At 39.5% G+C, this 25,198-nt stretch carries 25 protein-coding genes and 1 pseudogene; 16 read left to right on the top strand and 10 right to left on the bottom strand.

Annotated features, from left to right (window positions below; translation table 11 throughout):
• The 7 genes from A7D14_RS04900 to A7D14_RS04930 all read left to right on the top strand — a co-directional run.
• On the top strand, window positions 1–309 hold a 309-nt coding region (locus A7D14_RS04900), incomplete at its 5' end, for a PepSY-like domain-containing protein (RefSeq protein WP_218058506.1).
• A 409-nt stretch (window positions 310–718) separates the two neighbouring features.
• Window positions 719–1,303, top strand: a complete 585-nt coding sequence (locus A7D14_RS04905; RefSeq protein WP_067030820.1) for a GNAT family N-acetyltransferase — start codon at window positions 719–721, stop codon at window positions 1,301–1,303.
• The gene (locus A7D14_RS04910; RefSeq protein ID WP_067030823.1) at window positions 1,303–2,250 is read left to right on the top strand and encodes a helix-turn-helix domain-containing protein; all 948 of its coding nucleotides are present in this window, start codon (window positions 1,303–1,305) and stop codon (window positions 2,248–2,250) included. The genes A7D14_RS04905 and A7D14_RS04910 overlap by 1 nt, the downstream gene beginning before the upstream one ends.
• A gap of 259 nt (window positions 2,251–2,509) precedes the next feature.
• Window positions 2,510–3,337 carry an RteC domain-containing protein gene (locus A7D14_RS04915; RefSeq protein WP_067030826.1) on the top strand — a complete coding sequence of 276 codons (828 nt, stop codon included), beginning with the start codon at window positions 2,510–2,512 and terminating at the stop codon, window positions 3,335–3,337.
• Between the two features lie 322 nt (window positions 3,338–3,659).
• Complete coding sequence (locus A7D14_RS04920; RefSeq protein ID WP_067030829.1) at window positions 3,660–3,944, top strand: helix-turn-helix domain-containing protein; 285 nt, start codon at window positions 3,660–3,662, stop codon at window positions 3,942–3,944.
• 4 nt (window positions 3,945–3,948) lie between these two features.
• Window positions 3,949–4,701, top strand: a complete 753-nt coding sequence (locus tag A7D14_RS04925; RefSeq protein WP_067030832.1) for a hypothetical protein — start codon at window positions 3,949–3,951, stop codon at window positions 4,699–4,701.
• The gene (locus A7D14_RS04930) at window positions 4,685–5,347 is read left to right on the top strand and encodes an ATPase (protein WP_067030835.1); all 663 of its coding nucleotides are present in this window, start codon (window positions 4,685–4,687) and stop codon (window positions 5,345–5,347) included. The genes A7D14_RS04925 and A7D14_RS04930 overlap by 17 nt, the downstream gene beginning before the upstream one ends.
• A gap of 102 nt (window positions 5,348–5,449) precedes the next feature.
• Here A7D14_RS04930 and A7D14_RS04935 read toward each other — a convergent pair whose 3' ends face one another.
• On the bottom strand, window positions 5,450–6,115 hold the full coding sequence (locus tag A7D14_RS04935; RefSeq protein WP_313790815.1) for an N-acetylmuramoyl-L-alanine amidase: 666 nt from the start codon (window positions 6,113–6,115) through the stop codon (window positions 5,450–5,452).
• 159 nt (window positions 6,116–6,274) lie between these two features.
• Between A7D14_RS04935 and A7D14_RS04940 the strand changes: the two genes are divergently transcribed.
• The 9 genes from A7D14_RS04940 to A7D14_RS04980 are packed head-to-tail and all read left to right on the top strand — an operon-like array spanning window position 6,275 to window position 13,495.
• Window positions 6,275–6,562, top strand: coding sequence for a hypothetical protein (locus A7D14_RS04940; RefSeq protein ID WP_067030842.1), 288 nt, complete (start codon window positions 6,275–6,277; stop codon window positions 6,560–6,562).
• Window positions 6,562–6,840: a hypothetical protein gene (locus tag A7D14_RS04945; protein WP_067030845.1), complete on the top strand. Its 279-nt coding sequence runs from the start codon at window positions 6,562–6,564 to the stop codon at window positions 6,838–6,840. Before A7D14_RS04940 ends, A7D14_RS04945 begins: the two co-directional genes overlap by 1 nt.
• Window positions 6,833–9,235, top strand: a complete 2,403-nt coding sequence (locus tag A7D14_RS04950) for a TraG family conjugative transposon ATPase (protein ID WP_067030848.1) — start codon at window positions 6,833–6,835, stop codon at window positions 9,233–9,235. Before A7D14_RS04945 ends, A7D14_RS04950 begins: the two co-directional genes overlap by 8 nt.
• Window positions 9,236–9,281: 46 nt before the next feature.
• Window positions 9,282–9,872 carry a conjugal transfer protein gene (locus tag A7D14_RS04955; RefSeq protein WP_176712363.1) on the top strand — a complete coding sequence of 197 codons (591 nt, stop codon included), beginning with the start codon at window positions 9,282–9,284 and terminating at the stop codon, window positions 9,870–9,872.
• 2 nt (window positions 9,873–9,874) lie between these two features.
• The gene (locus tag A7D14_RS04960; protein ID WP_067030851.1) at window positions 9,875–10,717 is read left to right on the top strand and encodes a hypothetical protein; all 843 of its coding nucleotides are present in this window, start codon (window positions 9,875–9,877) and stop codon (window positions 10,715–10,717) included.
• A gap of 11 nt (window positions 10,718–10,728) precedes the next feature.
• Entirely contained in the window at window positions 10,729–11,352 is a 624-nt protein-coding gene (locus A7D14_RS04965) for a conjugal transfer protein TraK (RefSeq protein ID WP_067030854.1), read from the top strand.
• Window positions 11,333–12,262 (top strand): conjugative transposon protein TraM, encoded by a 930-nt coding sequence (traM, locus tag A7D14_RS04970; RefSeq protein ID WP_067030856.1) that lies wholly within the window; start codon window positions 11,333–11,335, stop codon window positions 12,260–12,262. The genes A7D14_RS04965 and traM overlap by 20 nt, the downstream gene beginning before the upstream one ends.
• Window positions 12,259–13,116 (top strand): DUF4138 domain-containing protein, encoded by an 858-nt coding sequence (locus A7D14_RS04975; RefSeq protein WP_067030859.1) that lies wholly within the window; start codon window positions 12,259–12,261, stop codon window positions 13,114–13,116. The genes traM and A7D14_RS04975 overlap by 4 nt, the downstream gene beginning before the upstream one ends.
• Before the next feature lie 7 nt (window positions 13,117–13,123).
• The gene (locus A7D14_RS04980; protein ID WP_067030862.1) at window positions 13,124–13,495 is read left to right on the top strand and encodes a hypothetical protein; all 372 of its coding nucleotides are present in this window, start codon (window positions 13,124–13,126) and stop codon (window positions 13,493–13,495) included.
• Between the two features lie 9 nt (window positions 13,496–13,504).
• Here the strand turns inward: A7D14_RS04980 and A7D14_RS04985 are convergent.
• The 9 genes and pseudogenes from A7D14_RS04985 to A7D14_RS05030 form a co-directional block, all read right to left on the bottom strand.
• A pseudogene (locus tag A7D14_RS04985) lies at window positions 13,505–14,887 on the bottom strand (RNA-binding domain-containing protein).
• A gap of 11 nt (window positions 14,888–14,898) precedes the next feature.
• Entirely contained in the window at window positions 14,899–16,926 is a 2,028-nt protein-coding gene (locus tag A7D14_RS04990) for a hypothetical protein (RefSeq protein ID WP_067030865.1), read from the bottom strand.
• Window positions 16,927–17,054: 128 nt separating this feature from the next.
• On the bottom strand, window positions 17,055–18,497 hold the full coding sequence (locus A7D14_RS04995; RefSeq protein ID WP_083157988.1) for a type IV secretory system conjugative DNA transfer family protein: 1,443 nt from the start codon (window positions 18,495–18,497) through the stop codon (window positions 17,055–17,057).
• Window positions 18,494–19,525, bottom strand: coding sequence for a MobB family relaxase (gene mobB / locus A7D14_RS05000; RefSeq protein ID WP_067030868.1), 1,032 nt, complete (start codon window positions 19,523–19,525; stop codon window positions 18,494–18,496). The genes A7D14_RS04995 and mobB overlap by 4 nt, the downstream gene beginning before the upstream one ends.
• Before the next feature lie 11 nt (window positions 19,526–19,536).
• Window positions 19,537–19,917 (bottom strand): BfmA/BtgA family mobilization protein, encoded by a 381-nt coding sequence (locus A7D14_RS05005; protein WP_067030871.1) that lies wholly within the window; start codon window positions 19,915–19,917, stop codon window positions 19,537–19,539.
• Window positions 19,918–20,347: 430 nt separating this feature from the next.
• Complete coding sequence (locus tag A7D14_RS05010) at window positions 20,348–20,545, bottom strand: hypothetical protein (protein WP_045802041.1); 198 nt, start codon at window positions 20,543–20,545, stop codon at window positions 20,348–20,350.
• Window positions 20,546–20,557: 12 nt separating this feature from the next.
• Window positions 20,558–20,938, bottom strand: coding sequence for a DUF6876 family protein (locus A7D14_RS05015; RefSeq protein ID WP_067030873.1), 381 nt, complete (start codon window positions 20,936–20,938; stop codon window positions 20,558–20,560).
• Between the two features lie 74 nt (window positions 20,939–21,012).
• Window positions 21,013–21,360, bottom strand: coding sequence for a single-stranded DNA-binding protein (locus A7D14_RS05020; RefSeq protein ID WP_067030876.1), 348 nt, complete (start codon window positions 21,358–21,360; stop codon window positions 21,013–21,015).
• A gap of 751 nt (window positions 21,361–22,111) precedes the next feature.
• Window positions 22,112–25,195, bottom strand: coding sequence for an efflux RND transporter permease subunit (locus A7D14_RS05030; protein ID WP_067030882.1), 3,084 nt, complete (start codon window positions 25,193–25,195; stop codon window positions 22,112–22,114).
• Between the last annotated feature and the right edge of the window lie 3 nt (window positions 25,196–25,198).

A 25,198-nucleotide genomic window follows, 5' to 3' on the forward strand; every position in this document is an offset into this window, starting at 1 on the left:
ATTATGCGATTTAAAAATGTATGCTTTGTAATAGCTTGTTTGTTATTCGTGGCTGTAACAGTAAGCTGCGAAAACAAGAACCACAATTTTAAAGAAATCAGCGAAGAGGAAATTGAATATGCTGACTTACCGGCGTCTGTACAGACTGCCTTTGAGAGCTCAGAATACAAGGACTGGGAAATAGAAGAAGTAGAAAAAGTGGAAACCGACATGGGAACTTTATATGAATTAGAAGTGGAAAGTCCTGACGATAAACATCTGGAAATCTACTTCGACAAACAAGGAAAGATTATAGCCTCTGAAAACTAGCAGCATCAAGCGAGTGCAAGAAGAACCCGATAGAGAAAAGATCAAAAACCAGGAGGGATTCAAATAACACGTAGCGGCAAAGAGAAGTTGATTTTTTATCTATTCTTCTGGTTCTTACCATTCTTCTATTATACTTTTTTGTTCTGAAAGGGATTATACACAAACGTTTGATTTAATGAAAAATCTAAAAAATAGTGAACTTAACATAACGAATCATATTCTTGTAAGCGAAGATACCTCTGAAGGCTTGAATTAGGAAAACCCAAAAATTGATACAAAAAAAAGTGGATTATAAAATTTCTCGAATCCGAGAATGTTTCCTCTCATTAAATCATTGAAAAAGCTTATTCTAAGGATAGTGTGTCATTTACCTAAAAAGCCAGGATAACTTTAATGTGCCAAAAATACAATGCCAAGACCAGAAATTTTTAACGATAAGGATTTAGTCATTGATATACTTTCCAGTTCCTTCAAAGAGAACAAATCCGTGAACCTGGTAGTTGGGGGTGATAATGAAAAAATCCCCGCACTAATGAGCTACAGCTACGAAATGGCCGAACTTACCGGTAAAATTTTTATTTCTGAAAATAGAAAGGCTGTTGGGCTAATACTTTTTCCACGAAAGAAAAAATTCAGTTTCAAGTCCTTTTATGAAGACTTAAAGTTGGCCATAAATGTTATTGGTCTAAGAAGGGTGCCGACTATTCTTAAACGAGAATCCTTAATCAAAAAGCATCATCCAAATGAGCCATTTATGCACTTGTGGTATATCGGAGTAAATCCTGTTGACTCCGGAAAAGGTTATGGGGGTATGCTCCTTAAAGAAATAATTGAATTTGCCGATAAGAAAGGGCAGGATATCCATCTGGAAACTTCGACCAAAAGGAATATAAACTTTTACGAAAATCACGGCTTCGAAAACTTTGCCAATATTGATACAGGTTTACCCTATCGACTGATGCTTTTCAGAAGAAGGGCTAAATCCACAATCTGATGACGGTATTTGGCTCTGAAATGCATATCGTCACGTTCTTCATCATAGCGGTTCAATTAATACTGCTTACGAATTTTGTGATTATTTCATTAAAGAAACGAGACAGTAAGTCGACCAACCGCTTCATCTGGTTCACAATCTCGTTGATATCGTATAATTTTTTTTCGGGAATTTTCCCAGACACGAATATTCCTATACCGCTTAGCATTCAATATATCGTGGCTTACGGCGTAGGTCTCTACACAGCCTTGTACTATGTATATTATGTGTATTCTGAATTTGACATTGGTCATTTAAAATTCTTTACCCTACGCCATTTAATGATAATTCTCATTTCCGCATTTATTTTCTTTTTTGTCCTTCCGCTAATCATCTGGCAAGATATTGGTATCGCTAAATATTCATTTATTTTCATTCCTGTTGCAGTCGCCATTGCATTTCTCGTTAAAATCAGCACACCGTTAATTGAGCTCTATAAGGAAAAAGGGGGTGCTACAAATAGGTTTTATAGGGATAGGATTGCCACTGGTTATCTTACTTTGTTATCCATAGTGCTTATGCCTATTATAGTTGCTCTCGGGGATTTTCAGGTAGTGGAACAATTGACTGTAAATGGTGGCTACTTTGTTCTTGCCGTGGCACTCATCCGTATTAACATATATCAAGATTTAAAAAAAGAACAATTCTTGCACAGGTTAGGATATACCGATGATGCTAGAGAAGCAAAAAATATTGCTATCTTAAAATATTTTTCAAAACTCGATTTATCCAAACGGGAAATTGAGGTAGCCAACCTCATACTCGAAGGCAAATCGTATAAACAAATAGGAAGCTATCTGTTTATTGCTGAAGGTACAGTTTCTAAACACGCTTCAAACATCTTTAAGAAGGCGGAAGTACAAAACAGACGCGAATTTGAAAGACGGTTTAAAGGAAAAAGAAAATAGGATTTTTGTTCCGGCACTTTGCGAGTAAGTTAAATCCGTAGTAGAATACGGATTAATCCGTAGTAGATTACGGCTTTTTGTCATTAGAACGCTCGTACTTTTCATTAATTTTAATGGATTTTGAATACGTTCAGTATTCAGTCGGGTCTTTTTGCATCAAGTTGCATCAAGCTACAGTTTGTTTGTTAAGGGACTTCAAAAACTATTACCAAACCACTAGAATCTTAAATTATGTTTTCAAACCTCAACTTGGTTGCTGATGAAACTCGACGTACTATCGGAAAACTTAACAACACAACTAGATGAAATAGCTTCTGAGAATAATTCAATATTGGAAAGGGCATATCTTTCCGTCGAGGTGTGCCGTAATCTTTTAAGCAATCTTAAAAAACAGGTTCTACAAGAGGGCTTTGATACGATGGCAACGGAAATCCGATTCTTCAAACATACGAAACAGGTACCGCTTATTGAGCTTATCTATTTTTCCGAGATTCATTCCTTTGAACTTCAATTCCCCAAGGCAGACAGGCATAGTCAGCTTAAGATCATCAAAAAGAAAGTGAACAAAATCAATCGATTTTTTCTGTATAATATCGATTTTGGCCGCTATATCGACGCTGGCCACACTCATTTTGATAAGGAATATTTTACAAGGGACTATCTGGATAGTTATCATATCACCACTTCAAAATTTTACTTTCAAGACCCTGAATTTTGTACTCCCCGGGATATGCTATTAGGTAAGTATAGGGCTTATCAAAAACTGTTGAAGTATTTAGATGAAAGACGTTTTCAACTAAAGAAATCACTCAATGGGAAAAGACACCCCATAAAACGATTGCACTGGCCTTTTAGCAATACAGATTATGTGGAATTAATTTATGCGCTTCACGCTAAAGGTCTCGGTTCTAAAAACAGTCTGAGTATTGTTAAAATTTCAGATTATTTAAGCCAGATTTTCGATGTTGAGCCAAAAGACATCTACAAAACCTATCAGGACATCAAAAACAGAAAAAAAAGCCGAACCCTGTTTCTTGATGAGTTGACCACTTCCCTTATTTCTGAAATGGATAAAAGCGAGAAATAATAGCTTGTAACAACCATTTATACTTCTAATTAAAAATATTAAGAAAAGACCGTAGTACGGTTGACCTACGGTGTTTTGGTTTTCAGCGAATGTCCATAAAATTCAGCTCGATTTGAGTATAAATTTCGGCATAAACTATATCAAACAGCACCAAAGCATACCAAATTTCAAGATGTTAAATTTTGACCGTAGTACGGTCGTACTGGTGAAGAAAATCCAATAATCCATATCAAATTTGTAGAACGAAAGTCAAATCGGGTTAAGGACTATCATTAAAAATTATAAACCTCTGATAGTCCTTTTCTTTTAAAATCGTTCTATTATGCCGACAAGTATCATCACCACAGACGACCTTCGGGAATTCAAAATGGAATTGCTCGATGACATCAAAAGTCTTTTAGCCAAACAGGCTTCTGGAAAAATCAAGAAGTATCTAAAATCTTCCGAAGTAATGGATTTGCTTCAAGTGAGTCCGGGAACACTTCAAAACCTTCGCATCAATGGCACCTTGCCATACACTAAGGTAGGCGGAATCATCTATTATGATGCCGAAGAAATTCAAAAGGTAATGGATGCCAACCGCGTGCACCACGGACTAAATTCCTGATGTTATGAACTATATAAAGCTACTCAACGCGGCTTTTGAAACGTTCTATTTTGATGACCGCCTAAACCCTACCCATATCAGTCTGTATATGGCGCTGTTCCAGGAATGGAACAGCTGTCGCTTTATGGACGAGTTCTATGTAAATCGAAGAGAATTGATGCGGGTGGCCAAGATTGGGTCAAAATCAACTTACCACAGGTGCATAACAGAGCTTCATTCTTGGGAATACCTATCCTACTTTCCTTCCAACAATCCATACAAGGGCAGTAAAATCAAGATGTCCATTTTAGGGACAAGTGATGAACCAGCTACGGGACAGTACAATCCCATATTGGAACAGCTTGCGGAACAGTACTATCCCAGAGGTGTACCGCTTGAGGGACACCACCATCCCAAAAATGGACAGGCGGTGTACCAACACCGTCCCATAGGTGGACAAGCATTGGTATCTAATACAAACAATATCAAACAAGAAAACTTAATAAAACAGCCAAAGGACTGTCTGGCCGTCATTGATTTTTTTGAAGAAAAGAATTTTGGTAAAGCTGAAGCTGAAAAGTTTTACCAGCACTACGCTGAACGAGATTGGCAAACTGGCGATGGCGAACCGATTAGGGATTGGCGAGCCGTAGCCATCAATTGGATGGATAGAACCGAATTATTTGAGTCAGAAAACAAGCCAAAGAAAAAACAACCGTCCCAAATCAAGGACAACTTGCGAACCACTAAATCGAAAGACTATGGACAACCCCTCTAAAATCATCGAAGGCGGCGTGGAATATTCGCTGGGCAAATTCGATGGAAAAAGCGTACTATACGACTTCCCAAAAATCTTGATTTATTTGAATGCCAAGGGCAAGCTGCTCTTCGGTAAAAAGTTCAGGATTTATGATGAGGACAAGGGCATTCTGTTGAAGCTTTGTTCATATTTTATCAAAGACAAGGACAACTGTGAGAAATTTGAAATAGACATTGAAAAGGGCATCTTGCTTTCTGGACCCGTAGGTTGCGGCAAGACGAGCTTGATGAAACTCTTGCGTCATATCGTTCCCTTACAACGCCCTTATGAAATGATTCCCTGCCGTAATGTAACCTTCAGCTTTAACCATTTGGGCTTTAAAACGGTTGAGGAATATGGTAATACCAAATTCTATTGTTTTGATGATTTAGGTGTAGAACCCGCTGGCCGCTTTTACGGAAAAGGCCTAAATGTAATGGGCGAAGTATTACTCTCTCGATACGAACTATACCTTGATACCAAACGCAAAATAAAGACCCACGCCACCACCAACCTTAATGCCGAAGAACTCGAAGAACGCTATGGCAACCGTGTCCGTAGCCGGATGCGGGAACTATTTAATTTGATTGCTTTTGATACAAAAGCTGTGGACAAAAGGAAGTAGCTCAATTTCTGAAAGACTTATATAGCAGAATCACTTCTGAGATGAATTGTAACACAATATCCTTTAAGCTCTTTGTTAACTCTAAAAATAGTTCTTTCATAATCAAGGTATTTTTAATAGTGATAAAATAGCGAGCGCAATGTGCTTAAGGTTTTCATATCCAGAAATATAATGACTCTCATCTTTATTGCTCAAAAAACCCAATTCCAATAGAACGGATGGCATAAAGTCCGTAGTTTCCCGAAGCACTTGAAAATTGGCAAACTTTACGCCTCTACTTTCAAAACCCAGCTTCTCATTCAAGTCAGCTTGTAATTGAAAGGCAAGCCAAGTCGATTCATCCAAAAACTTCGACCTTTGACTGGACACATATACTTCAACACCTCTTGCATTTGGATTATCGGAATGATTGCAATGCAAAGACAAGTATAAATCTGCATTCAAAGCTATCGCCATTCTTGCCCGATCCCTTAATGAAATTAAGGTATCACTATAACGTGTTTGATAAATTTCCACAGTCTGGTCGTGGTTTTTCTCGGCCAGTTCTGAAATCAACCTTGAAATTTGCAAGGTTATTGTCTTTTCTTCTGTCTGATTTACCCCAATTGCACCCAAATCATTTCCGCCGTGACCAGGGTCAATTACGATAATTTTTTTTGCATCAAATTCCTGACCCAGAAGGATGCAACTTTTGAGAAGCAAAATCATAAAACTGACGTTTTTGAGCCACTTTTTCATTTTCAATTTTTCTCTTATTAACAGTTCCACTTCAAAATTTCATAGAATTTGATGCTAAATAATAGCAACTAAAACCAAATACTATCAAATAATATTTTATTCACAAATATTTGATTTTCAAATATTTATATTCAAATATATGTAAATTTCACATAACGAAAATGAACCAAAATTTTAATCCAATTCGTTATGAAAAAAACACATTATTTGGCAGGCGTTTTTTCGCTCTTATCAACTTCGCTTTTTGCTCAGATTGGTGGTATTGAAGATTCGGTCAACGATGTTTCAGATACCATCAGAACCATTTTTCCCATCATTTTAGGTGTCATATTCCTCATCGGATTCCTGTTTAACGCCGGACACTTCTTTGGTGAAAATGCCGACCTTAAGAAAGGGATTACTCGGGTCTTGGTTTTTGTACTTATTGCTGGTGCAGTTGTCGGAATCTTCACTTATCTCATAGGCATCGTAGTATAGTGAAGAAGTTCGAGGTCTATAGAAATATGCGGAAACGGGCAGTCATCTTCGGCCTGCCCATTTCCCTGTTTGCCTTGATGATGGTTTCCATATTGGCATCATTACTCATCATCATCTTTTCTTTCAGCTTTGGCATCATCATCGGTTTAATGCTGTTCAATGGTGGACTCTACATCGCTCTGACTCGAATAGCCAATAACCCGCAACTCTTTCAGACAGGAAATCCCTTCCCAAGAATCATCAGTAACAAGCGTAATTCTGGATTCGACTATGAATAAGATGAATCTTTCGGCATATCAACCCATTGCAGATATTCAGGATAATATCGTCTTTGCCAACAATGGCAATGTTGTGCTATGCTTCAAAGGGAACTTACCTGAAATCTATTCGCTTTCTGAAAAGGACTTTGAGGATATACACGGTGCCTGGTTTCAGGCTTTGAAGTCTTTACCTGTTGGAACGGTCGTTCACAAGCAAGACATTTATTTAAAGAAATCCTATTCTTCAGAACATTTGCCCAACGAATCCTTTCTCGAAAAGGCAACTCACAATCACTTTAAAGGTCGCAATTACATCGAACATCAATGCTATCTGTTCTTTATCCTGACCAAAAACAAGGCATTCAACAATCCAAAATATGTCAACCCATTCCGTAAGGTTTCAAAAGGAATCGTACAGCAAATGGATTACAATATTAAAGTTTTTGTGAATGCGGTAAGCGATTCCGTGTCGTTCATCAACAATAGCCGAAAGATGCGTTTTGTTTCGCTTCAAGCGAAAGAGATACAGCAACTCACCACCAACTATTTCAACGGATTTAGTGAAGGATTCGATACCGACATACTATTGGAAAAAAAGAACGTCACCATTGGCGACAACCATTTTGATGCCCTGGCCGTCAACAGCGAACTGTGCTTTGGCGAAAGTGTGCAAAGTAGCAAGACCAATGAGAAATTCACTTCAGACGATTTTGTGTTTCATCAAGGGTTTATTGATGGCTTAGGGCTTACGCTTAACGAGAACCATATCGTCAACCAAATCGTGTATCTGGATGATAAACAGAAATGGCGAAAACTACTCGATAAGAAAATCGAAGAGCTAAACAAAAGTTCAAACTTCGGTTCACAGAACAAGGTGGTGCTTGGGAAAATCCGGCATATCCTTGACCAAATCAATGCTGATGACAATGCACGAATCATTCGTGGTCATCTCAACGTAGTGTATTGGGCAAAAGACAAAAAGAGCCTCGATTCAATCACTTCAAAAATCAAGACCGAGTTTAAGGAACTCGATATCACCCCTTACTATCCAAGAGGTGAAGAACGCAAAAATTATATTCTGAACAGTTACTGCTGTTTTTCATCCAACTTCTCAAACAATGATTTGTACGTAACGGATTTAAAGCACGCACTTTGCCTTTTCATCAACAATACCAACTACAAATCTGACGAAACCGGAATCATCTTTAATGACCGAGAGCATAACATTCCTGTTTTAAAGGATGTTTGGGACGAACGAAAGAAACGCATCAAAGCTCGGAACTTTGCCATTTTTGCGCCAACTGGCGAAGGCAAATCATTTTTGGCCAATAACATACTACGCCAATATTTTGAAAGTGGTGTCCGTCTGGTCATTATCGATTTGGGTGGTTCGTACACCAAATTCGCCAAGCTCTATCCTGAAAAGTATACCGTACTCAGATATGAGAGCGGAAAGAATTTGGGTATCAACCCTTTCTTCATAAGCGATAAAAATGACCTCACACCAGAACGGCTTGAAGATTTATCTGTTTTCTTGTTTGAACTCTTTGCTTCAGACTTAAAAGTGACCAAAGCGCAGTCCGTTTCCATTAAAAAGATATTGCGCCATTATTACGATAGCACTTCAGAAAATCATTCGCTGGAAAGCTTCTACAACTTTATAGAAAGGCATCAGGATAGTATTCTGAGCGACCTAAAAATCCATCCCGACTACTTCAACGTGACGAGCTTTCTGCACGTAATATCTGAGTATGTCGGTGATGGTCTATACAGTTTTCTATTTGAAGTCAGCGAAGACCAAACCTATAAAATCGAGGACCAACGATTGATTGTTTTTGAGCTGGACGAAGTAAAGGACAATAAGGAAATACTTTCCGTGATGCTCAAGCTCATCAAATCAGCCATCCAAAGAACCATCTGGCGCAATCGCGCCGAAAAAGGCATCATCTTGTTTGATGAGTTTGCTAAACAGCTGAAGTTTGACAATGTACTGGAAAGTGTGGAATTCTACTATCAAGCTATCCGAAAACAGAATGGTGCTATTGGTATCATTTTACAGTCCATTAATCAGTTACCTAACAATTCCACATCGGCCAGTATTCTGGAAAATACACAGGTCATTTACAGCTTAAACAATGAAAAAGGCTATGACGAACTGGTCAAAAGACTCAACCTTTCCAGCCACGACCTGAACCAACTCAAATCCATAAAGAACAACCTTTCCGGACCACGCAAGTACACCGAAATGTTTATCAAAATCGGGAAGGAAAGTAACATCTTCCGGTTGGAAGTTCCGAAAGAAGTTTACGCCGCCTATTTAACTGATGGATTAGAAAATGAGGAAATAATGAAGCTCTACAACGAGCATCAGGATATGGAAAAAGCAATAATTCAATTCACATCTAAAACATAATGCTATGAAATCGAAGATTCACGAATACCAAAACAAATATTTAGCAATGAGTAAAACAAAAATCAAATCAATTCTAATTGGGTTGGCTATGACAACAGCTCTTTTACTGCCAAGCGGTGCAACCGCTCAGGGTATGCCTGTTTATGACAACACCAACTTCATCAGCTTGGTAAAACAGCTATTGGAATCGGGTAAACAGACCGCGGAAATGATTAAGTCCGTAAAATTCTTGAAGGATGCCAAAGAGGCGATAGAGAAAGTATCGAGCGTTGTCCAACAGCTTAGGGCAGTTGAGGAAATCGCACAGAACAATCAGCGCCTTATCAATGTAATGCAGAATGACCTTCAGGACATTCTTAATTCGCCCTACATCAAACCCGAGGAAATTGACAAGGTTATGGGCTCTTTCGAAACCATTGTACAAAATTCATTAGACACGGTGGATTTTATAGACGAAGTCTTATCCAGCGATTATCTTAAAATGAGTGATGCCGAACGCGCCGAAATCCTGAAAGCCAAGGAACTGGAATCAAAACAGATGGTTTCAAACATCACTACAAAAACGAAACGCTACCGTGATATTATTTCTTTTAGAAAGATGCAGGATAAAGTTAATAACCGCGAAACAGAGTATTAAAAATGACCGCGACCATCATTTTAGGGATTGGGTTGGAATACATCGATACGGTGTTCCAGACTATACAGGCCAGCGACTTTTCGCAATATACCATTGCCGGAATGAAAACGCTTGCTGTCCTATTTTTCTTGGTCAACATCCTTAAAAAATACAACGAAGGTATTGCAGACAAAGACGGTTACACTTGGGGATTGAGTCCGGGTGAATTGGCAAAGAATTTTGCCATTGTCCTATTGGTCATATTCTCAACGCAGGTGTTAGGGTTTTTTGATGGGATTTTAGTGGCCATCGAAGGACAGTATAGAGGAACTGCACCAGCGTTACTTCCCTTGCAAATGCAGGATATACCATTAGAGGAAGATGTCAGCCTTTTTGATGCCGCAAGTTCGGCAATGACGCTTTTGTATGAGGCATTGGTAACACCATTATATGGGTTCAAGATATTGGCCTTCATCTTAAGTACCATTCTCTGGATATTGGATTTATTTATCTATCCGCTGTTTTTGGCAGAACGCTTTTTCCTCTTGGGAATAATGCAGGCGTTCTTTCCATTGGTCATTAGTTTGGCAGTTTTTGAAAAGTTCCGTTCGCTCGCCTATACCTTCTTTAAATTGTATGCTGCCGTGTATATGCTCGTGCCAGCCTTCTTTCTGGTCAATGTGTTTATCAATGCCATTTACACGGAAATAAATACCAATTTCTGGGTCAACCTGTTCGGAACCGATACAGGTCAGGGCTTTTTTGCGCCTGTAGTTCAACTGGGCTCAGTTGGGTTTATCGTTTTTCTGAAATTCAAACTGTATCGACGTGCCACCTCGTTTACCCTCAGATTGTTTACCAACTAATTCCATTCAGAATGAAAACACCTTACAAGAACATATACAAAATATTGAAACTGAATCGGTTTATCGTTTTAGCCGTAGTCATCTGTTCGTTGCTGTCCAGCAGCTTTTCGCTTTTAATGGTTTACAATATGAACAAAACAACGCTCAATAGTGTCTTTGCAATCAATACGGACGGCAGTATCATTCCGCTAAAGCTGGTTACACAAAAGGAAAATTTCAGGGTCGAAGCTTTGGCACATCTCGAACTGTTCCACACGTACTTCTATAACATTGATGCCAGCAACTACGAACGCAATTTGGAAAAAGCGCTGTGGTTGGGTAATAGTTCCGTGGACAATCTATACCGTCAGAAAAAAGCAGATGGTGTGTATAATCGCCTATTGCAATATTCTTTGGTGCAGAAGGTATTGAGCATTGATTCCAAAATTTCAGAGAACAACGGCGAGTATACTTTTACGACCACGACGATTTTTGAAATCAATAGAGGGTCAATCATTGATACTTACGAACTGGTTTCTACCGGAAACTTGATTATGGTAGACCGAAACTTTCCCAACAATCCGCACGGCTTGTTGATTACCAATTATTTCGAAAACACTTTAAGAAAAATAGATTATGAAAGTAGAAAAGAATAAAATCATTTTCGCTGGTGTCCTCGCCATCATTTTCCTCTTCCTTATCTCATATTCAGTGATGCTTATGGAAGATGAGGACAATGATGAAAACACGTTGCAACAGACGCTTGTTCCTGAACTGGAAGATGACCAAAAGGAATACGATTCCAAACTGGATGCCATAAACGACCTCAAGGAAGTGCGTGAAAGCACCGCACCGAGCATCTACGATGAAAAGCTCTTGGATTCTACGGGACTGTATAATCCCGATTTGCCCGAACAAAAAAAGCAACGCATCGTGGATAGCATTTACAAGGCTGGTAAGATAAAGTATTCCGAAAAACGCTACCAAAATTTGGGACATAAGCGAGTTGTTCAGCAAACGGTACCAAAGGTGGATTCTGCTGAAGTTAAAAGGGAACAAAAAATTGAAGCCAAAGAATTGGGCCTGGAACATCAACTGTTCTTTGCGGCCTCGCCAAAGCCCAATGAAATTTCAATTATAGGCAATACTGATGAAACGATTTATGTAGTCGTAGATGGTGACCAAATTGTTCAAGCAAATACCCGATTACGGATGCGCCTTACCAAATCGGCCACCATCAATGGTAAATTGATGCCAAAGAACACACCGGTTTTCGGCTTTATCAGTTTTCAGCCCAATCGTGCTTTAATCGAAATTGAGAATATTAAACACCACCCTACCAAACTAAAAGCCTTCGATTTGCAAGACGGTAGCGAGGGTATCTATGTCGAAAACAACTTTAGGGAAGAAGTAACCAGAGAGGTATTTGATGATGTTATTGGTGATATTAATATTCCCAGCGTACCACAAGTTGGTGGACTTACACAAGTATTTAGGCGTTCTAACCGCAGGGTAAAAGTAACCGTCCTGAACAATTACAGATTAATCCTAAAACCAAAACTATGAGACGATATAATTATATATTCATAATGGTATTTGTTTTCGCTTTCGTACCTCGACTATGCTCGGCACAGGCTACAGCGCAATCAACTATAGTACTCGATACCATTTATGCAAACGACACTAAAAATGTAGCACTATTCTTCCCAGAACCTATCCGGCAAGGTATAACTGGTTCAGATAATTTTGTCTTTACCTACAATCGTGAGAAAGAACAGTATTTTGGCCTGTTGCAAGCCAAGCCTGGAAAGGAAAGTAATTTACTGGTAGTCAACCGAAATGGCTCGATTTTTTCGTATATTGTAAGGTATAAAAAACAGCTTTCTAAGCTCAATTATTTTATTCCGATATCAAGTAGTATCGGGAATGAAAAACCGATTGTAACTGATTCAATTCTTGCTGAATCTTCTGAAGAACGGATAGACAACAGAACATATCATTACCAAAAATTCTGCTCGTATCTTCTCAATAGAAAACAGCGCATAGGTCGAATTAAAAAGCGAAATGAAGGTATTATTGTAAGTGTTGAGAATATCGTTTTTGATAAAGAAGAACTGTACTTCGTTGTTCAGATAGAGAACAATTCAACCTTGGATTACGATTTGAATTTCTTGAACCTTTCGATTGAAACACGACAAAAAGGAAAAAGGAAATCGTTACAACGTTTGTATCAAGAGCCGATTTACAAACATAATCTGCCTTCAAAAATTGTAGAAGGTGAAACGGTACGTTTTGTTTATGTGTTGCCAAAATTTTCATTATCCAATGACCGTAGGGCAATTTTAGAACTGAATGAAAAGGATGGTGAACGAAATATTGAAATGAAGCTATCGCACAGATATATCAATAACCCAAATTAAAGTCATTATGAAAAATATTGTGGTTTTATTGCTCGTACTGCTATTCCTTTCGTGTGCTGATTCCGCAACTAAAGTTTCAGGACCAAGTGCCACAGCCCAAATTGTTATCGAAAGCTTTTATGAAAAGGATGAAGAAGCCTTAAAAGCCAACTCAACGCCACAGGCGTATTCAAACTATATGAATACTATAAATATGTTTAACGCTACACCAAAAGATGATTCCAAGTTTACTGTTTTGCAGGACACGATTATGGGTGATGTGGCTTGGGTAAAATATACAACAGCTTACGATAAAACACCAGGTGTTTTTAAACTGGTTAAGCAAAACGGAAAGTGGCTGGCAGATGCCAGAGGTTCAAAAGATAAATCGCCTTTTTGAAAAGCGTATTTATTTATTTTTATCGAGATTGATTTCCCAATAGCCTCTTGTTCCGCCTACACGCTCTATATATCCAGCATCCTTTAAATTATTGAGGTGTTTTTGAATTGCAGACTCATTGATATGTAATATTTCTGCAATACCGGAACGACTTATTCGATTATCCTGAGCAATTAACTTCAGAACTTCTTTTTGTCTATGTGTTAATTCAGAAATGGCATCGATATCCTTTTCGATTTGACCACCTATTTGACCACCTTTTAGACCACCCATTACACCACCTATTTGACCACCTTTTGTACCACCATCTTCAACAGTAGTTTCTTTAGCTACAAACGTCATTCTAAGAAAGTTATCAGAAAAACTAAAACTCTCTTTGCCATAATGTTCCAAAATACGAGGGATGCCCGAACCCAATTGCTCTACCAGTTCCAAATCCTTGAAAATACGCATCAGTTCTTTATTCCGAGGTACAGAAAAACCTTCAAAAAACTCTTGCTTGCTCAAACCTTCAGGAAGTCCACCAGCTGATGTAATTTCTATCCTGTCCGCAAAGATTTCAAACTTTGGGGTAATCTCGTTGGTATAGTCGTTATGTACAAAAGCATTGATGATTGCTTCCCGTAGGGCAATGGGATTCCAAAGATTGGTCTGTTGCCGTTCCTTAGCGGTTATCTTGGTTGTGGTTCTATTCTCAACAGCAATCTTATCGATAACCTGCTTGGTCGCTTTCACCAGGCATTCGTGACCATATTCGTTACTTTCTATAAGATCGGTTCGGGTCTTGCCTGAATACTTGGCCACTTTAATAGAGGTATTGTTCTTATCGGCCAAAAGATAGCCAGCGTAATTGAATGCGCCATCCTCAGTAAGCAGTTCCAGGTTTTTTGCAAAGGCTTTCCCCAGATTATAGCCAGCTTCTTCGTAGTAGATTTTCAATTGACCAAAGCTCAGGTCTTATCGTCCGGCTTTAATTTTGCTGATGGAATTTCGAGTGCGCTTGGCAAAGAGCTCGTCTATCATCTTTTGGGACATCGGCTCTGCAGATGAACCCATACGGATGAAACAGCCCTTTTCGCTCATCCCATATTTTTTGAGATGATAGGGTTTTTCTGGACCACTTGCTATTATGATTTTAAGGATATCCTTGCCAGTACGTTCTTCACTCACAATGTCAAACAGACCCAATGCGGAAGGTCGGATGTTGTTCTTTAGCCTATCCTTAATTTTAAGTTGGTCGCCATCCGAATCTGCTAAACCGTAAACATTCTCGTTTTTGTCAATACCGATATAGAGAATACCACCCTCGCGATAGTTCAAAAAAGCAATAACTTCTTTTTCAAGCCCATCGGACAGTTCTCTTTTGTATTCTATACGGTTTGTTTCTGGCATACATTAATAGCCTAGTTAAATAATTTATTGAAAAATGCATTGTGTCTTTCTCTTGAGACTTCCAGCAACTTTCTGAACGTCATTACCTCTAAATTCAAATTTAACTTTGGTATGATTTTAAAATAAGTTCCGAATGGTGTTTTTTCCCATCCCTTATCCTCGTTAAACTGTTTTAAATTGGTTGGCAAAACATCCACAATTATGAAACCGAATTTCGGTGTGTTTTTAGTTACTATGACCTGATTGCCCTTGTAATTCTTTTTATCTTGTTGATATAAGAATTCATCAAAGTAAGGTTCAATCAAATCTGAAAATTCCCATCTATAATTGCCTTTACGTTTTTGGTGTGCCACTTCTCCAGGTCTTTTGAACTCAAAAATTACCATTGAATTTATCTCACCGCTATTTTTATCTCCAAAACCAATTGGATTCTCAAACATTTGTGGGTTGTCAATCATTACCAAATCAGCCTCTTTTCTGCTTTTCTTTTGTGAGTATGAAGTGATTGATTTGTCTGAGGCAATGAACTTATAATTTAGAAATCGTTCGTCCAGCAACCATAAATTGTGGTTTTCATAAACCACATCGTTGCTGGTCAAGCCCATAGGAAAAATGAGATTGTGAACATCTTCTTCCAATTTGTAATTTCCGTTTTCATCAGCATCTAAAAACTTTTCAAACAGCTCAATTATAGCCCTTCTTCTAGTCATATAATCAGCTAGACTATCGACGTCATAGGCTGTTTTCTCCTTTATGTCGTCCTTAATCTGATTTATCGTTTCCTCATTTACCTGCTTTTCATTGATAAACTTGTCAATATGGTTTTCGACTTTTTTTCGAGCAGTATAGGAAATCTTATAAAGGTGTTCTTCGAGCTTGTCCTCAGATAAATTCGGTGGAATTGAATTCAGTACTTCAGGCTTTTTTAAAAAGCTCCTATATCTAGGTGCCTTCTCTTTTATGTAACTTTTAATTTCCTCTTGACTTCGCTCTCGTGACTTCTTTACAAACTCATTGTACTCATCTTCTAACACTTTGGTCAGATTTTCCTCTATTTCTTGGAAAGATAATGGTGATGAATTGGCAAATAGTAAGTTTTCTTTTTCTTTTGGAATGTTGAAGCCATTCCGAGTGCTGAACGACTTTCGATTCAGATATTCGGATACCACATAAACATCAAGAAAATATAGACTGCCATTTCTTGAGATGGGATAGTTAAAAAGACTATTGAAGTTTTTAATGTTTTTTGGATTGCCTACTACCCTTGAATTTGCGCAATAATGAACGTAGTTATTCTTCCTGTTTCCCTCTTTGGGTGTCTTAGTTATATATATCTTGAACTGTTGTTTCTTGACCTCGAAATTCCGTTCTTTTTCTTTTGACACTTTGGCATAGAGGTCATTTATAGACTCTGCTCTACTGCTTTCTTCGTCATAAATCATAATCTTCGGAAGTGAATCGTTCAAGTAGTAAATTAAGCAGTGTTGCATAACACTTTCAGCAATGTCTTCGATTTTAAGTGCTGATTTCTGTCTAATCACTTCATTGAAGCAATTATCGAGTCTAACTTTGGTCTTGAACACATCTTCCTCTGATTTTTCAGAAGTTATAAGGTTGACCTCGTCCTTTGTGTTAAACTCAAATTCCCTGTATTTCCATACTTGATTCTCCAAATAGTTACTCTCTACCTTCAGACTTTCAAAAGCTGCTAAAACGGTAAATCTTCCTATTCCTTTGCAACCAAACTCCTTATTTGCCTGCGAGAAAGGGGTTTCAAATGACCTGTAATTTTTGTCGGTAAAACCTATACCATTATCCGTAATGACAAAGCTGTCGATGGTTTTAACACTGTCTAACAAATTAGTCTGTGAAGGCAAAGCCCCGCGAATTATCTTGATTTGAATTTCTTTCTCATTTGCCGGAAGAGAAGACTGTTGCAGACTTATGATGGAATTTACAACACACTCCAACATTGGAAGCAAAACATCGTCAGCTGTTAAGTCAACAGTCTCGACAATATTTTCCGCAGGTACAATCATTTAATAACATTTTTTGGTGGCGTACAATATAATCATATCAGAGTTCAGATTTTGCTGAAAAACATTTTTTCTTTTTATAAGCGAGATTTAAGAGCGTACTTTAACCGCACAAGTTCAAGCATAAAACGTTACCCAAATATCGACCTCGCATCATCATAAACCCTTTCAAAATTCGCTCTCAAATCTGAATCGGAATATCGCTTTGTGTCCTGTGGAAGCTGCCTTCGAATCTTTGGCAAACTGAATCGTACTTTCTTGTCCTTCCCATCGGCAAATGTGACGAACTCACCTTGTTTGAGCCTAAAGAAAATATCTGCTCTTCTTTTGGAAACCTCTCTTTCGCCTTTGGTAATTCGGGTATCGGTTTTAAAAATGTTGGCGGCCTTGCTCACGCTCTTAGTAGGATTTTTGATAATTTCAAAAAAACGTTCGTAATACTTTGCCGTGTCTGGGTCATTGACCTTGCCAAAGAATTGATAGGAAAGGTTGCTCAAAATAGCCTTACTTGCCTTGTCGCCATACATCATATCGTTTTGGATTTTATCCTGCATTACATAAATGGTGGCAATGTCATAGCTTCTTAGTGTGGCAGGAATGCGGTGCATATTCAGCAGCCGGATTGTCGGCGCTTCTTCCATCAACAAAAACGATGGTTTAGAATTACGCACACTCATCTGTTTGGTGATGGTGTGGATGATGGTAGCGATTACTGGCGAATAAGAGGTTTCAAATTTGGGATTGTTCACCACCGAAATCACGGCTGGATTTTCTTCATCATTTATGTTCAAAGGCACTTCATCCGCAGACAATGCCATAAAAATACGTTTAGTGCTGATGCGTTTTAACGCATTGGCCAAGGTACTTTTTACACCAGCTGTTTGACGTTCGGAATCCTTTCCGCTAATGAAAGCATCTGCCATTGCTCTCGATGTGGTATTGGTTTCAAGAAACTGGACCAGGCTATCGGTATCGAGCATTTGATAAATCGCAATTAAATGGGGCAACGTGCAGAATTGTGGATAATCAGCTTTCAATTTCCAAATCAATCCGCCAATCAAACCTTCGGCAGCATCGTTAAAGAATTTGGTTGTTCCGGTGGTTCCCGATTCTCGTTGTTCCAAAAGATTTTCAATGAGCACCCTTGATACTTCGTTGACGCTTTCCTCATTTTCCAGATACTTAGGTGCAATTGGATTTACCCGATGGATAATCCTATCAAATGAAATGACCTTCATTGGAACATTGCTATCGGCAAAAAGCGGGTATGCCATTTCGGTCAGCTCAAAATTCTTGTAATCGTGAATAATGCCACAAAAACTGTTTTCACGAAAGTGTTTTAAAAATCCATAGACCACGCTTTCGGTTTTCCCACTTCCTGCGGATCCGATAACGGATGCGCCACGTTTTATGTTGTCGATTTTAAAGCTTCCCGATTTTGTCGGGAACTTGACTTGATACTTTTTTTCGGTTTTATTCCTTGGTTCACTATCATAAAGGGCATAAGACAATATGGCCACAGACAGAATTGGCACTACAATATAAATCACTATTTCTATCAATGACCAACTCATATCCCAATAGAGCTTGATTTGACTGCAATCTCAGCACCTTTTCGTAGCCGCTTAAACACTCGAAGCGCCAATTGCGCCTTACTGGTCGGAATGTTTGGAATTAGCGGAATACCCGACTTGCCCATTATCTTAAAAGCCAAAGCCTTTTCATTGGCCGGCAATTTCATCAAAGCTGCAAAGTAAAGTTTCGGGTTCTTCATAAAATCTTTCTTCGCTTTGTAGGTTTCCGCATAGTTGCGTTGGTAACCGAAAGTTTTGTCAAAAGTCTTTTCTGCACGCTCAAAAAATTGGTCACGGTTAAAACCACGTTTTACTTTTTTACCGTGCATCTCTACTTCAGATGCTTTGTGTTTGCTTCCAGGGGAAAGGCTGAAGGAATTGGATGCATCCTTTCGGCTGACAATAATATGAATGTGACTTTGGTTTCCGTGTTTCTTCATTCCCTGGACAATACGTTTCCCATTCAACTGATGTGGTGCTTCTTTTTCCAACTTTCCTATCGTCAGTTTTAATCGGTCAATATTGCCTGTTGCTTGACCTTGTTGAATGCGCCTGACTTCTTGTTTCAATTCAAGAATCTTGGTAGCAAAAGGTTGGTTTTCTCGCACCTGAAAATCCGTACCCTTAAAAGTCCGTTGGTGTTCAATTTTAGCGAAGTACTTGATATCATCTACGGTTACTTTTCGCCCATTGATTTCCCTGTTGAAACTGGCTGCATAATCTTTCATCAGCTCACGGGTATATCGTTTTAAATCTTCGCTATTGTTCGCGAGTTTACGCAATTCGTGTTTTGATGGACTGACCGTGATGGAATAAAATTTTGGTTCTTTCTTTTTGAGCTTTGCGGTATTTCCGTCTATCTCTTTGATCACTTCTTTAGCCGAAATCTCATTGCCATATTGGTTAAAGAAATGTTCCATATCTTCCTTCGTCAAACCCCCATTTTCCTTTTCGAGATAGTCCACAAAATCTGCTGAGCTCTGACTGTAATTCGTTCCTAATTTTTGTGCGGTAATATTGATATACATAGCCTGTATTTTTAAAGTTGGTTTGAATTATTTCGCTTTTCGCGAAAGCGGACTTCCTTCTTTTCTTCAGTGAATTTCTTTTCCAAAATCAAGGGTTTCTTTTTAGGCTCTTCCATCTCAAAAAGGGATTGCAACATCGCTACCGTGGGTTTGGTTTGGGTCTTTTCGACATCACGCATAATGGCAATGACGGCATTGATACGCTTCAATAATTTGGCTTCGATGGTGCGCCCCGTTGGTCCTAAATTTTCTTTTGGTGAAATCTCATTGTAGAAGAAAAAATCGAGGATGGCTTCCATCGCTTCGGTGTGTGTCTTGAAGTGTGTTCTTGAGAATTCCTGAAAACGTTTTGCCGTTTCCTTCTTGAACCTGATGCCAATGAATGTGTCCATATTTCGCCCATTTGTCGCAAATCCTTTCCGAAAAATGGTCGTTTTGAGGGCGTTTGTCGCAAATCGCTGAAAATCAAAAAATCAAAATAATTTTAAACAACTGATTCTCAATACTTTGAAAACGAAAAGGAATCCGTAACATCGCGCAGCGTGTTACCCTCTTGCTATTCCTTTTCGTCAGCCGAAGGCTGACAAAAATCCATACAATCCAGCTCAAAAGCTGATTGCCATTTTCGAGGAAATAAAATTTCCGATACGTTAATTTTCGATGGGTACGGTTATCGGCGAAAGTCAAAAAGTGGATAACTGTACTTAAATTGTATGCTGTATTTCAGCGAAATAAAGATACGATTTTTTCGTGATTATGAATGCACTAAAAATGAAAACACCCCTGAAATTTCAGAGGCGCATTTCGTTCAAAAAACATCATTCAGATATTAAATACATAGGTATAGGAATATAAATTCCGTAACGCTTCCTCGTCAAGCATTTGGTCTAAATTGGTATGGTGCTTGGTAGCATAGTCCATCAAATCCTTGCCATATTTTTTCTTGACATCTTCCTTGGAATTGGTAAGCAAACGCTCTTGCGCTTCCTCGCTCAAATCGGTAAAATTTAGATAAATCATAGCATATCGATTTTAGTATTCGCTTGGTAACATCAGCGTATCGTTCACAAAGAACATCCGCAATTCATCCAGTGGAAAATCGGTCGCATTATAACGGTGGGTTTCCAAAATATTGTCGTTACCATCGCTGTAAATAATTTCAGCTTCGTAACCTGTATAGTCCTGTTTTTCTTCGGACATTCTTTTAAAGTCAATCGTGATAAACTTACTTCGGTTCATCAGACTTTTAGCGATTACCGAAGCATCCGTTATGAGCCAAAAACATTCGGCGACTTCGGACAGGTATTTCAGCCCATCTGTAAATCGGGTTCGTAGTAGCGGTATTTGGTAGAACATTTCAGTTCCCGTAAAATATTGCAACCGCTCTTTTATTTCGTTAACTTGTGCTTTCATTGTGATTTCTATTTAGAAATTAAGAATGAAAAGAGGGCGAAACTTTCCACAGGTGCGCCCTCTTTCTTTTAAGTCTATTCGTTACCATTCTTTGTACCCAACAATAGGATTTCGTTGGCTTCGATTTCGGTTACGTATCGTTTGATACCGTCCTTATCCTCATAGCTTCGGGATTTCAGTTTTCCGCTTACGCCTACCTCTTTTCCTTTGACTACATACTTCTCTACAATTTCAGCAGTCTTGCCCCAGGCAACTACGGTGTGCCATTCGGTGCTTTGCTCTTTCTCGCCTTTCTTGTTCTTGTAATATTCATTTGTGGCAAGTGAAAAACGGGCTACTTTGCTTCCGCTTTCAAGGTTCGTAATGGTTGGCTCTTGACCAACGTTTCCAATCAGTTGTACGTGATTTCTTAAAGTACTCATAACTAAAAATTTAAAGCCTGCCTTGTCGGCAGACAGGGTTAATAATTCCCTGTTTAATTCAATTGAGATGAAATTTTAAGGGGTGTTTGTTTGATTTCTTTCGTGCGTAGCACAATGGGTGATGTGGGTTTTGTCAAGACTTTCAGGGAATAAATCAGGTGTGTCTGCGACGTAGTAAAATGCTCGCATTTTCAAGGAAGTAGATACCTTATTTTTCGCTGAAACCTGCCACGGTCTTGACAAGTTCCATAAGGGCATTAGCAATTCTTTTAAAGCCAGTTGCGACCCGAGCGTACCGACAGTTAAGCGAGGTGAGCGATTGGGTTTAATGTAGAATTGGTTATGCACTGCCTGTTTTTCGATGCCCCGAAAAACATTCAAGGCTTCATCCATTATAAACCCCTTAAAATGTGTGGGACAGCGCCTTGGTTTTTAAGAATTTTCGAGCTAGGGCTCAAGAAGTTCTTGCCGCAAATTCTGTTAAGAAAATCGAGGTGCTGGTCTTCCGATTTGGTAAGGCGGACTTAATTCACAATTTTGGCTCGGGAATGTAGTGTTCCTTCCCAGCCCAGGCGGGAAGGGTGAGCGGAATGGAAAGCTAAAATTGGGGATTGTGTCCAAGACAGTTGCAGTGAAGCTCTTTTCCCGGAATGTAGAGAAACGGAATGTAGGGGAATGTGCTGAGCGGTCTAATTAAAAAAAAAGCCTTCCTAAAAATAAGAAGGCTTTATACGTCAGAACCACTAAAGGATTACTCCTGTTTTTGTATTACCAGTTGATACACACAAGGAATCACAATCAAATTCAAAATGGTTGCAGAAAGCAGCCCACCTAAAATGACCACAGCCATTGGGCTTTGAATTTCACTTCCCGGCTGCCCGCCTTTTAGCGCAAGCGGAATCAATGCCAATCCTGTGGTAAAGGCGGTCATCAGAATTGGGTTTAATCTATCCAAAGCACCAGCTTTAATCAGTTCTATACCTGTCTTACCTTCCTCTCGCAAATCTTCGTAACGAGAAACTAAAAGTATACCGTTTCTGGTGGCGATACCAAAGAGACTGATAAATCCTATGGTTGCCGCAATGCTTACGATTCCTGAAGTGAAGTACACAATAAGAATACCACCAATCAATGCCAAGGGCAGATTAATGAGCACTACAAAGGCCAGTTTTACATTTTTGAACTCATAATAAAGCAACAGGAATATGACACCAATTGCCAAAATAGCGGTAATCAACAATAATTGCGAGGCTTTGGATTCACTTTCAAACTGGCCGCCATATTGTACGCGGTAACCCTCGGGAAAATCGATGGTGGAATTTACGACTTCCTCAATCTCGTTCACGGCACTTCGCAAATCCCTTCCCTGAACATTGGCCGCTACCACAATCTTCCGTTGTACATCTTCACGGCTAATGGTGTTTGGGCTGCTGACCGATTGTACCATCGCAAGTTCGCCCAACACGGTCTGTCCACCATCAGGTAAGCTAATCAAGGCGTTTTTAAAGTTTTCCACGTTATCACGAAAGGGTTCTTCATAACGCACCACCAAATCAAAATACTTTTGGCCTTCATAAATCTCGCCTGCTTCTTCACCTGCAAACGCAATATCCACCTGTTCCATTAAATCACCGACGGTCATACCATAAGCTGACAAAATGGGACGCTTGGGTTTGATACGGATTTGTGGCACTTCTATTTGTTGGTCAACCGCCACATCGGCCAGTCCATTGATGGATTTGATGTTTTGCTCTACCTGTTTCCCCAACTCGAACAATCGCTGTAAATCCGAACCGAAAATCTTGATGGCAATATTGGCTCGTGTTCCAGAAAGCATATGGTCAATGCGGTGCGCGATGGGTTGGCCAAGCGTGATATTTACGCCAGGAATGACGCTCAACTTGGTTCGGACTTCCTCAAAAAATTCTTCTTTTGATTTGTCTTCCAAAGTAAACGGCACATCGATTTCGGCGGCGTTTACGCCTTGGGCGTGTTCGTCCAGTTCGGCACGTCCCGTTCTTCGGGTTACCACATCCACTTCAGGCATCTCCAGCAGTAGATTTTCTATTTGCTTGCCTGCCTTATTGCTTTCTTCCAGCGACATTCCCGGTGGCCCAACCACGGCTATCACCAGCGAACCTTCATTGAATTCGGGTAAAAAACTTCGTCCCAATTGGGTTGCCACGACCAAACTTAACAGGAATGCAACGACCGTTACCGCAATCACGGTTTTCGGTATTTTAATGACCCTATCCAAAGTGGAAGCATAGTGTTTTTGCAACCATTGTTCTACTTTAGTGCCTTCGGCTTGCTTTTTGAGAAGTTTTTCCTTGTTCAATAAATACGAGCACAATACGGGTGTTACCGTCACGGCCACGACCAATGAAGTCAATACAGAGGTTACAAAGGCAATCCCGAGAGGTTGCAACAATCGACCTTCCATTCCGCTTAAGAAGAACAAAGGAACAAAAGACACAATGATGATTAATGTCGCAATGATGATGGAACTCCGGATTTCCACCGAAGCATCACGCACGACCGTAATCATCGATTTGCGCTCTGCTTTTGGCAGACGGCTGTTTTCGCGCAAGCGCTTATAGACATTTTCCACATCGATAATGGCATCATCGACCAAAGCACCTATTGCAATTGCCATACCGCCCAGACTCATCGTGTTGATGGTATAGCCCAGCCATTGTAAAATAATTATAGAGACCAATAGGGATATGGGAATGGCCAATAATGAAATGACCGTGGTGCGCCAGTTCATCAAAAAGATAAACAAAACTATTACGACAAAGAATGCCCCTTCCATTAGTGTCCAATTCAAGTTGCTAATGGATGCATTGATGAAATCCGACGACCTGAAGATTTGACTTTTGATTTCTACAGTTTCCGGTAAGGTTTTTTCTAAGTCGGCAATGGCGATGTCCAAATCTTCGGTCAATTTTAGGGTGTTGACATCGGGCTGTTTGGAAATGGTAAGGATAACAGATTTATTACCATTTAAAGAACCATCGCCGATTTTATCGGATGCCCCGATTTGAACCGTCGCCACATCCTTGACTTTGATGGTCTGACCGTTGATTTGTTTTACTACAGCTTCCTGTAAATCTTCCAAAACGTAGGCCCTACCGCTTCCTTTAATGATGTATTGATTTCCGTATTGGTTCACAATACCACCTGGTGCGTTTACATTGGCTTCCTTTACGTGTTCTACCAATTCTTGCAAGCTCACGTTGTAGTGCTTCAATTTTTCAGGATTGGCAAATACCTGATACTGCTTGTAGTCGCCACCTATGACCACCACGTTGGCAATGCCACCAATGGCTTTGATGCGCGGGCGGATAGTCCAATCGGACAGCGTTCGCAATTCCATAGGCGACAGACTATCCGACGTTACGCCCAATAGCATAATCTCTCCCATAATAGATGAAATAGGTGCCATTGTGGGCGCACCGATACCTTCGGGCAAATTTTCACGTACCATTGGGATGCGCTCACTCACAATCTGGCGAGCTCTGTAGATGTCCGTTCCCCATTCAAATTCTACCCAAACAATGGAAATCCCTGCGGCGGATGACGAGCGGATACGCCTTACATTGGGCGACCCGTTCATAGCGGTTTCCAATTGGTAGGTCACCAATTTTTCCACTTCTTCCGATTCCATCCCGTGGGCTTCGGTCAAAATGGTTACGGTTGGTGCTGTCAAGTCTGGGAACACATCTACATTCATTGTTTTGGCGTAGTAAATTCCCAATCCGCTCAGTACCACTGCTCCCAACAAAATCATCAAACGATTGTGAAGGGAAAATTTTAATATTTTAGTTAACATAAT

Source organism: Allomuricauda sp. CP2A, from assembly GCF_001683915.1.
In the GTDB taxonomy this organism is placed as follows: Bacteria; Bacteroidota; Bacteroidia; order Flavobacteriales; family Flavobacteriaceae; genus Flagellimonas.

Excerpts from the sequence above, each read along its gene's own strand:
- A7D14_RS04905 (WP_067030820.1), top strand. The coding sequence starts at position 719 with ATGCCAAGACCAGAAATTTTTAACGATAAGGATTTAGTCATTGATATA.
- A7D14_RS04910 (WP_067030823.1), top strand. The coding sequence starts at position 1,303 with ATGACGGTATTTGGCTCTGAAATGCATATCGTCACGTTCTTCATCATA.
- A7D14_RS04915 (WP_067030826.1), top strand. The coding sequence starts at position 2,510 with ATGAAACTCGACGTACTATCGGAAAACTTAACAACACAACTAGATGAA.
- A7D14_RS04920 (WP_067030829.1), top strand. The coding sequence starts at position 3,660 with ATGCCGACAAGTATCATCACCACAGACGACCTTCGGGAATTCAAAATG.
- A7D14_RS04925 (WP_067030832.1), top strand. The coding sequence starts at position 3,949 with ATGAACTATATAAAGCTACTCAACGCGGCTTTTGAAACGTTCTATTTT.
- A7D14_RS04930 (WP_067030835.1), top strand. The coding sequence starts at position 4,685 with ATGGACAACCCCTCTAAAATCATCGAAGGCGGCGTGGAATATTCGCTG.
- A7D14_RS04940 (WP_067030842.1), top strand. The coding sequence starts at position 6,275 with ATGAAAAAAACACATTATTTGGCAGGCGTTTTTTCGCTCTTATCAACT.
- A7D14_RS04950 (WP_067030848.1), top strand. The coding sequence starts at position 6,833 with ATGAATAAGATGAATCTTTCGGCATATCAACCCATTGCAGATATTCAG.
- A7D14_RS04955 (WP_176712363.1), top strand. The coding sequence starts at position 9,282 with ATGAGTAAAACAAAAATCAAATCAATTCTAATTGGGTTGGCTATGACA.
- A7D14_RS04960 (WP_067030851.1), top strand. The coding sequence starts at position 9,875 with ATGACCGCGACCATCATTTTAGGGATTGGGTTGGAATACATCGATACG.
- A7D14_RS04965 (WP_067030854.1), top strand. The coding sequence starts at position 10,729 with ATGAAAACACCTTACAAGAACATATACAAAATATTGAAACTGAATCGG.
- traM (WP_067030856.1), top strand. The coding sequence starts at position 11,333 with ATGAAAGTAGAAAAGAATAAAATCATTTTCGCTGGTGTCCTCGCCATC.
- A7D14_RS04975 (WP_067030859.1), top strand. The coding sequence starts at position 12,259 with ATGAGACGATATAATTATATATTCATAATGGTATTTGTTTTCGCTTTC.
- A7D14_RS04980 (WP_067030862.1), top strand. The coding sequence starts at position 13,124 with ATGAAAAATATTGTGGTTTTATTGCTCGTACTGCTATTCCTTTCGTGT.
- A7D14_RS04990 (WP_067030865.1), bottom strand. The coding sequence starts at position 16,926 with ATGATTGTACCTGCGGAAAATATTGTCGAGACTGTTGACTTAACAGCT.
- A7D14_RS04995 (WP_083157988.1), bottom strand. The coding sequence starts at position 18,497 with ATGAGTTGGTCATTGATAGAAATAGTGATTTATATTGTAGTGCCAATT.
- mobB (WP_067030868.1), bottom strand. The coding sequence starts at position 19,525 with ATGTATATCAATATTACCGCACAAAAATTAGGAACGAATTACAGTCAG.
- A7D14_RS05005 (WP_067030871.1), bottom strand. The coding sequence starts at position 19,917 with ATGGACACATTCATTGGCATCAGGTTCAAGAAGGAAACGGCAAAACGT.
- A7D14_RS05010 (WP_045802041.1), bottom strand. The coding sequence starts at position 20,545 with ATGATTTATCTAAATTTTACCGATTTGAGCGAGGAAGCGCAAGAGCGT.
- A7D14_RS05015 (WP_067030873.1), bottom strand. The coding sequence starts at position 20,938 with ATGAAAGCACAAGTTAACGAAATAAAAGAGCGGTTGCAATATTTTACG.
- A7D14_RS05020 (WP_067030876.1), bottom strand. The coding sequence starts at position 21,360 with ATGAGTACTTTAAGAAATCACGTACAACTGATTGGAAACGTTGGTCAA.
- A7D14_RS05030 (WP_067030882.1), bottom strand. The coding sequence starts at position 25,195 with ATGTTAACTAAAATATTAAAATTTTCCCTTCACAATCGTTTGATGATT.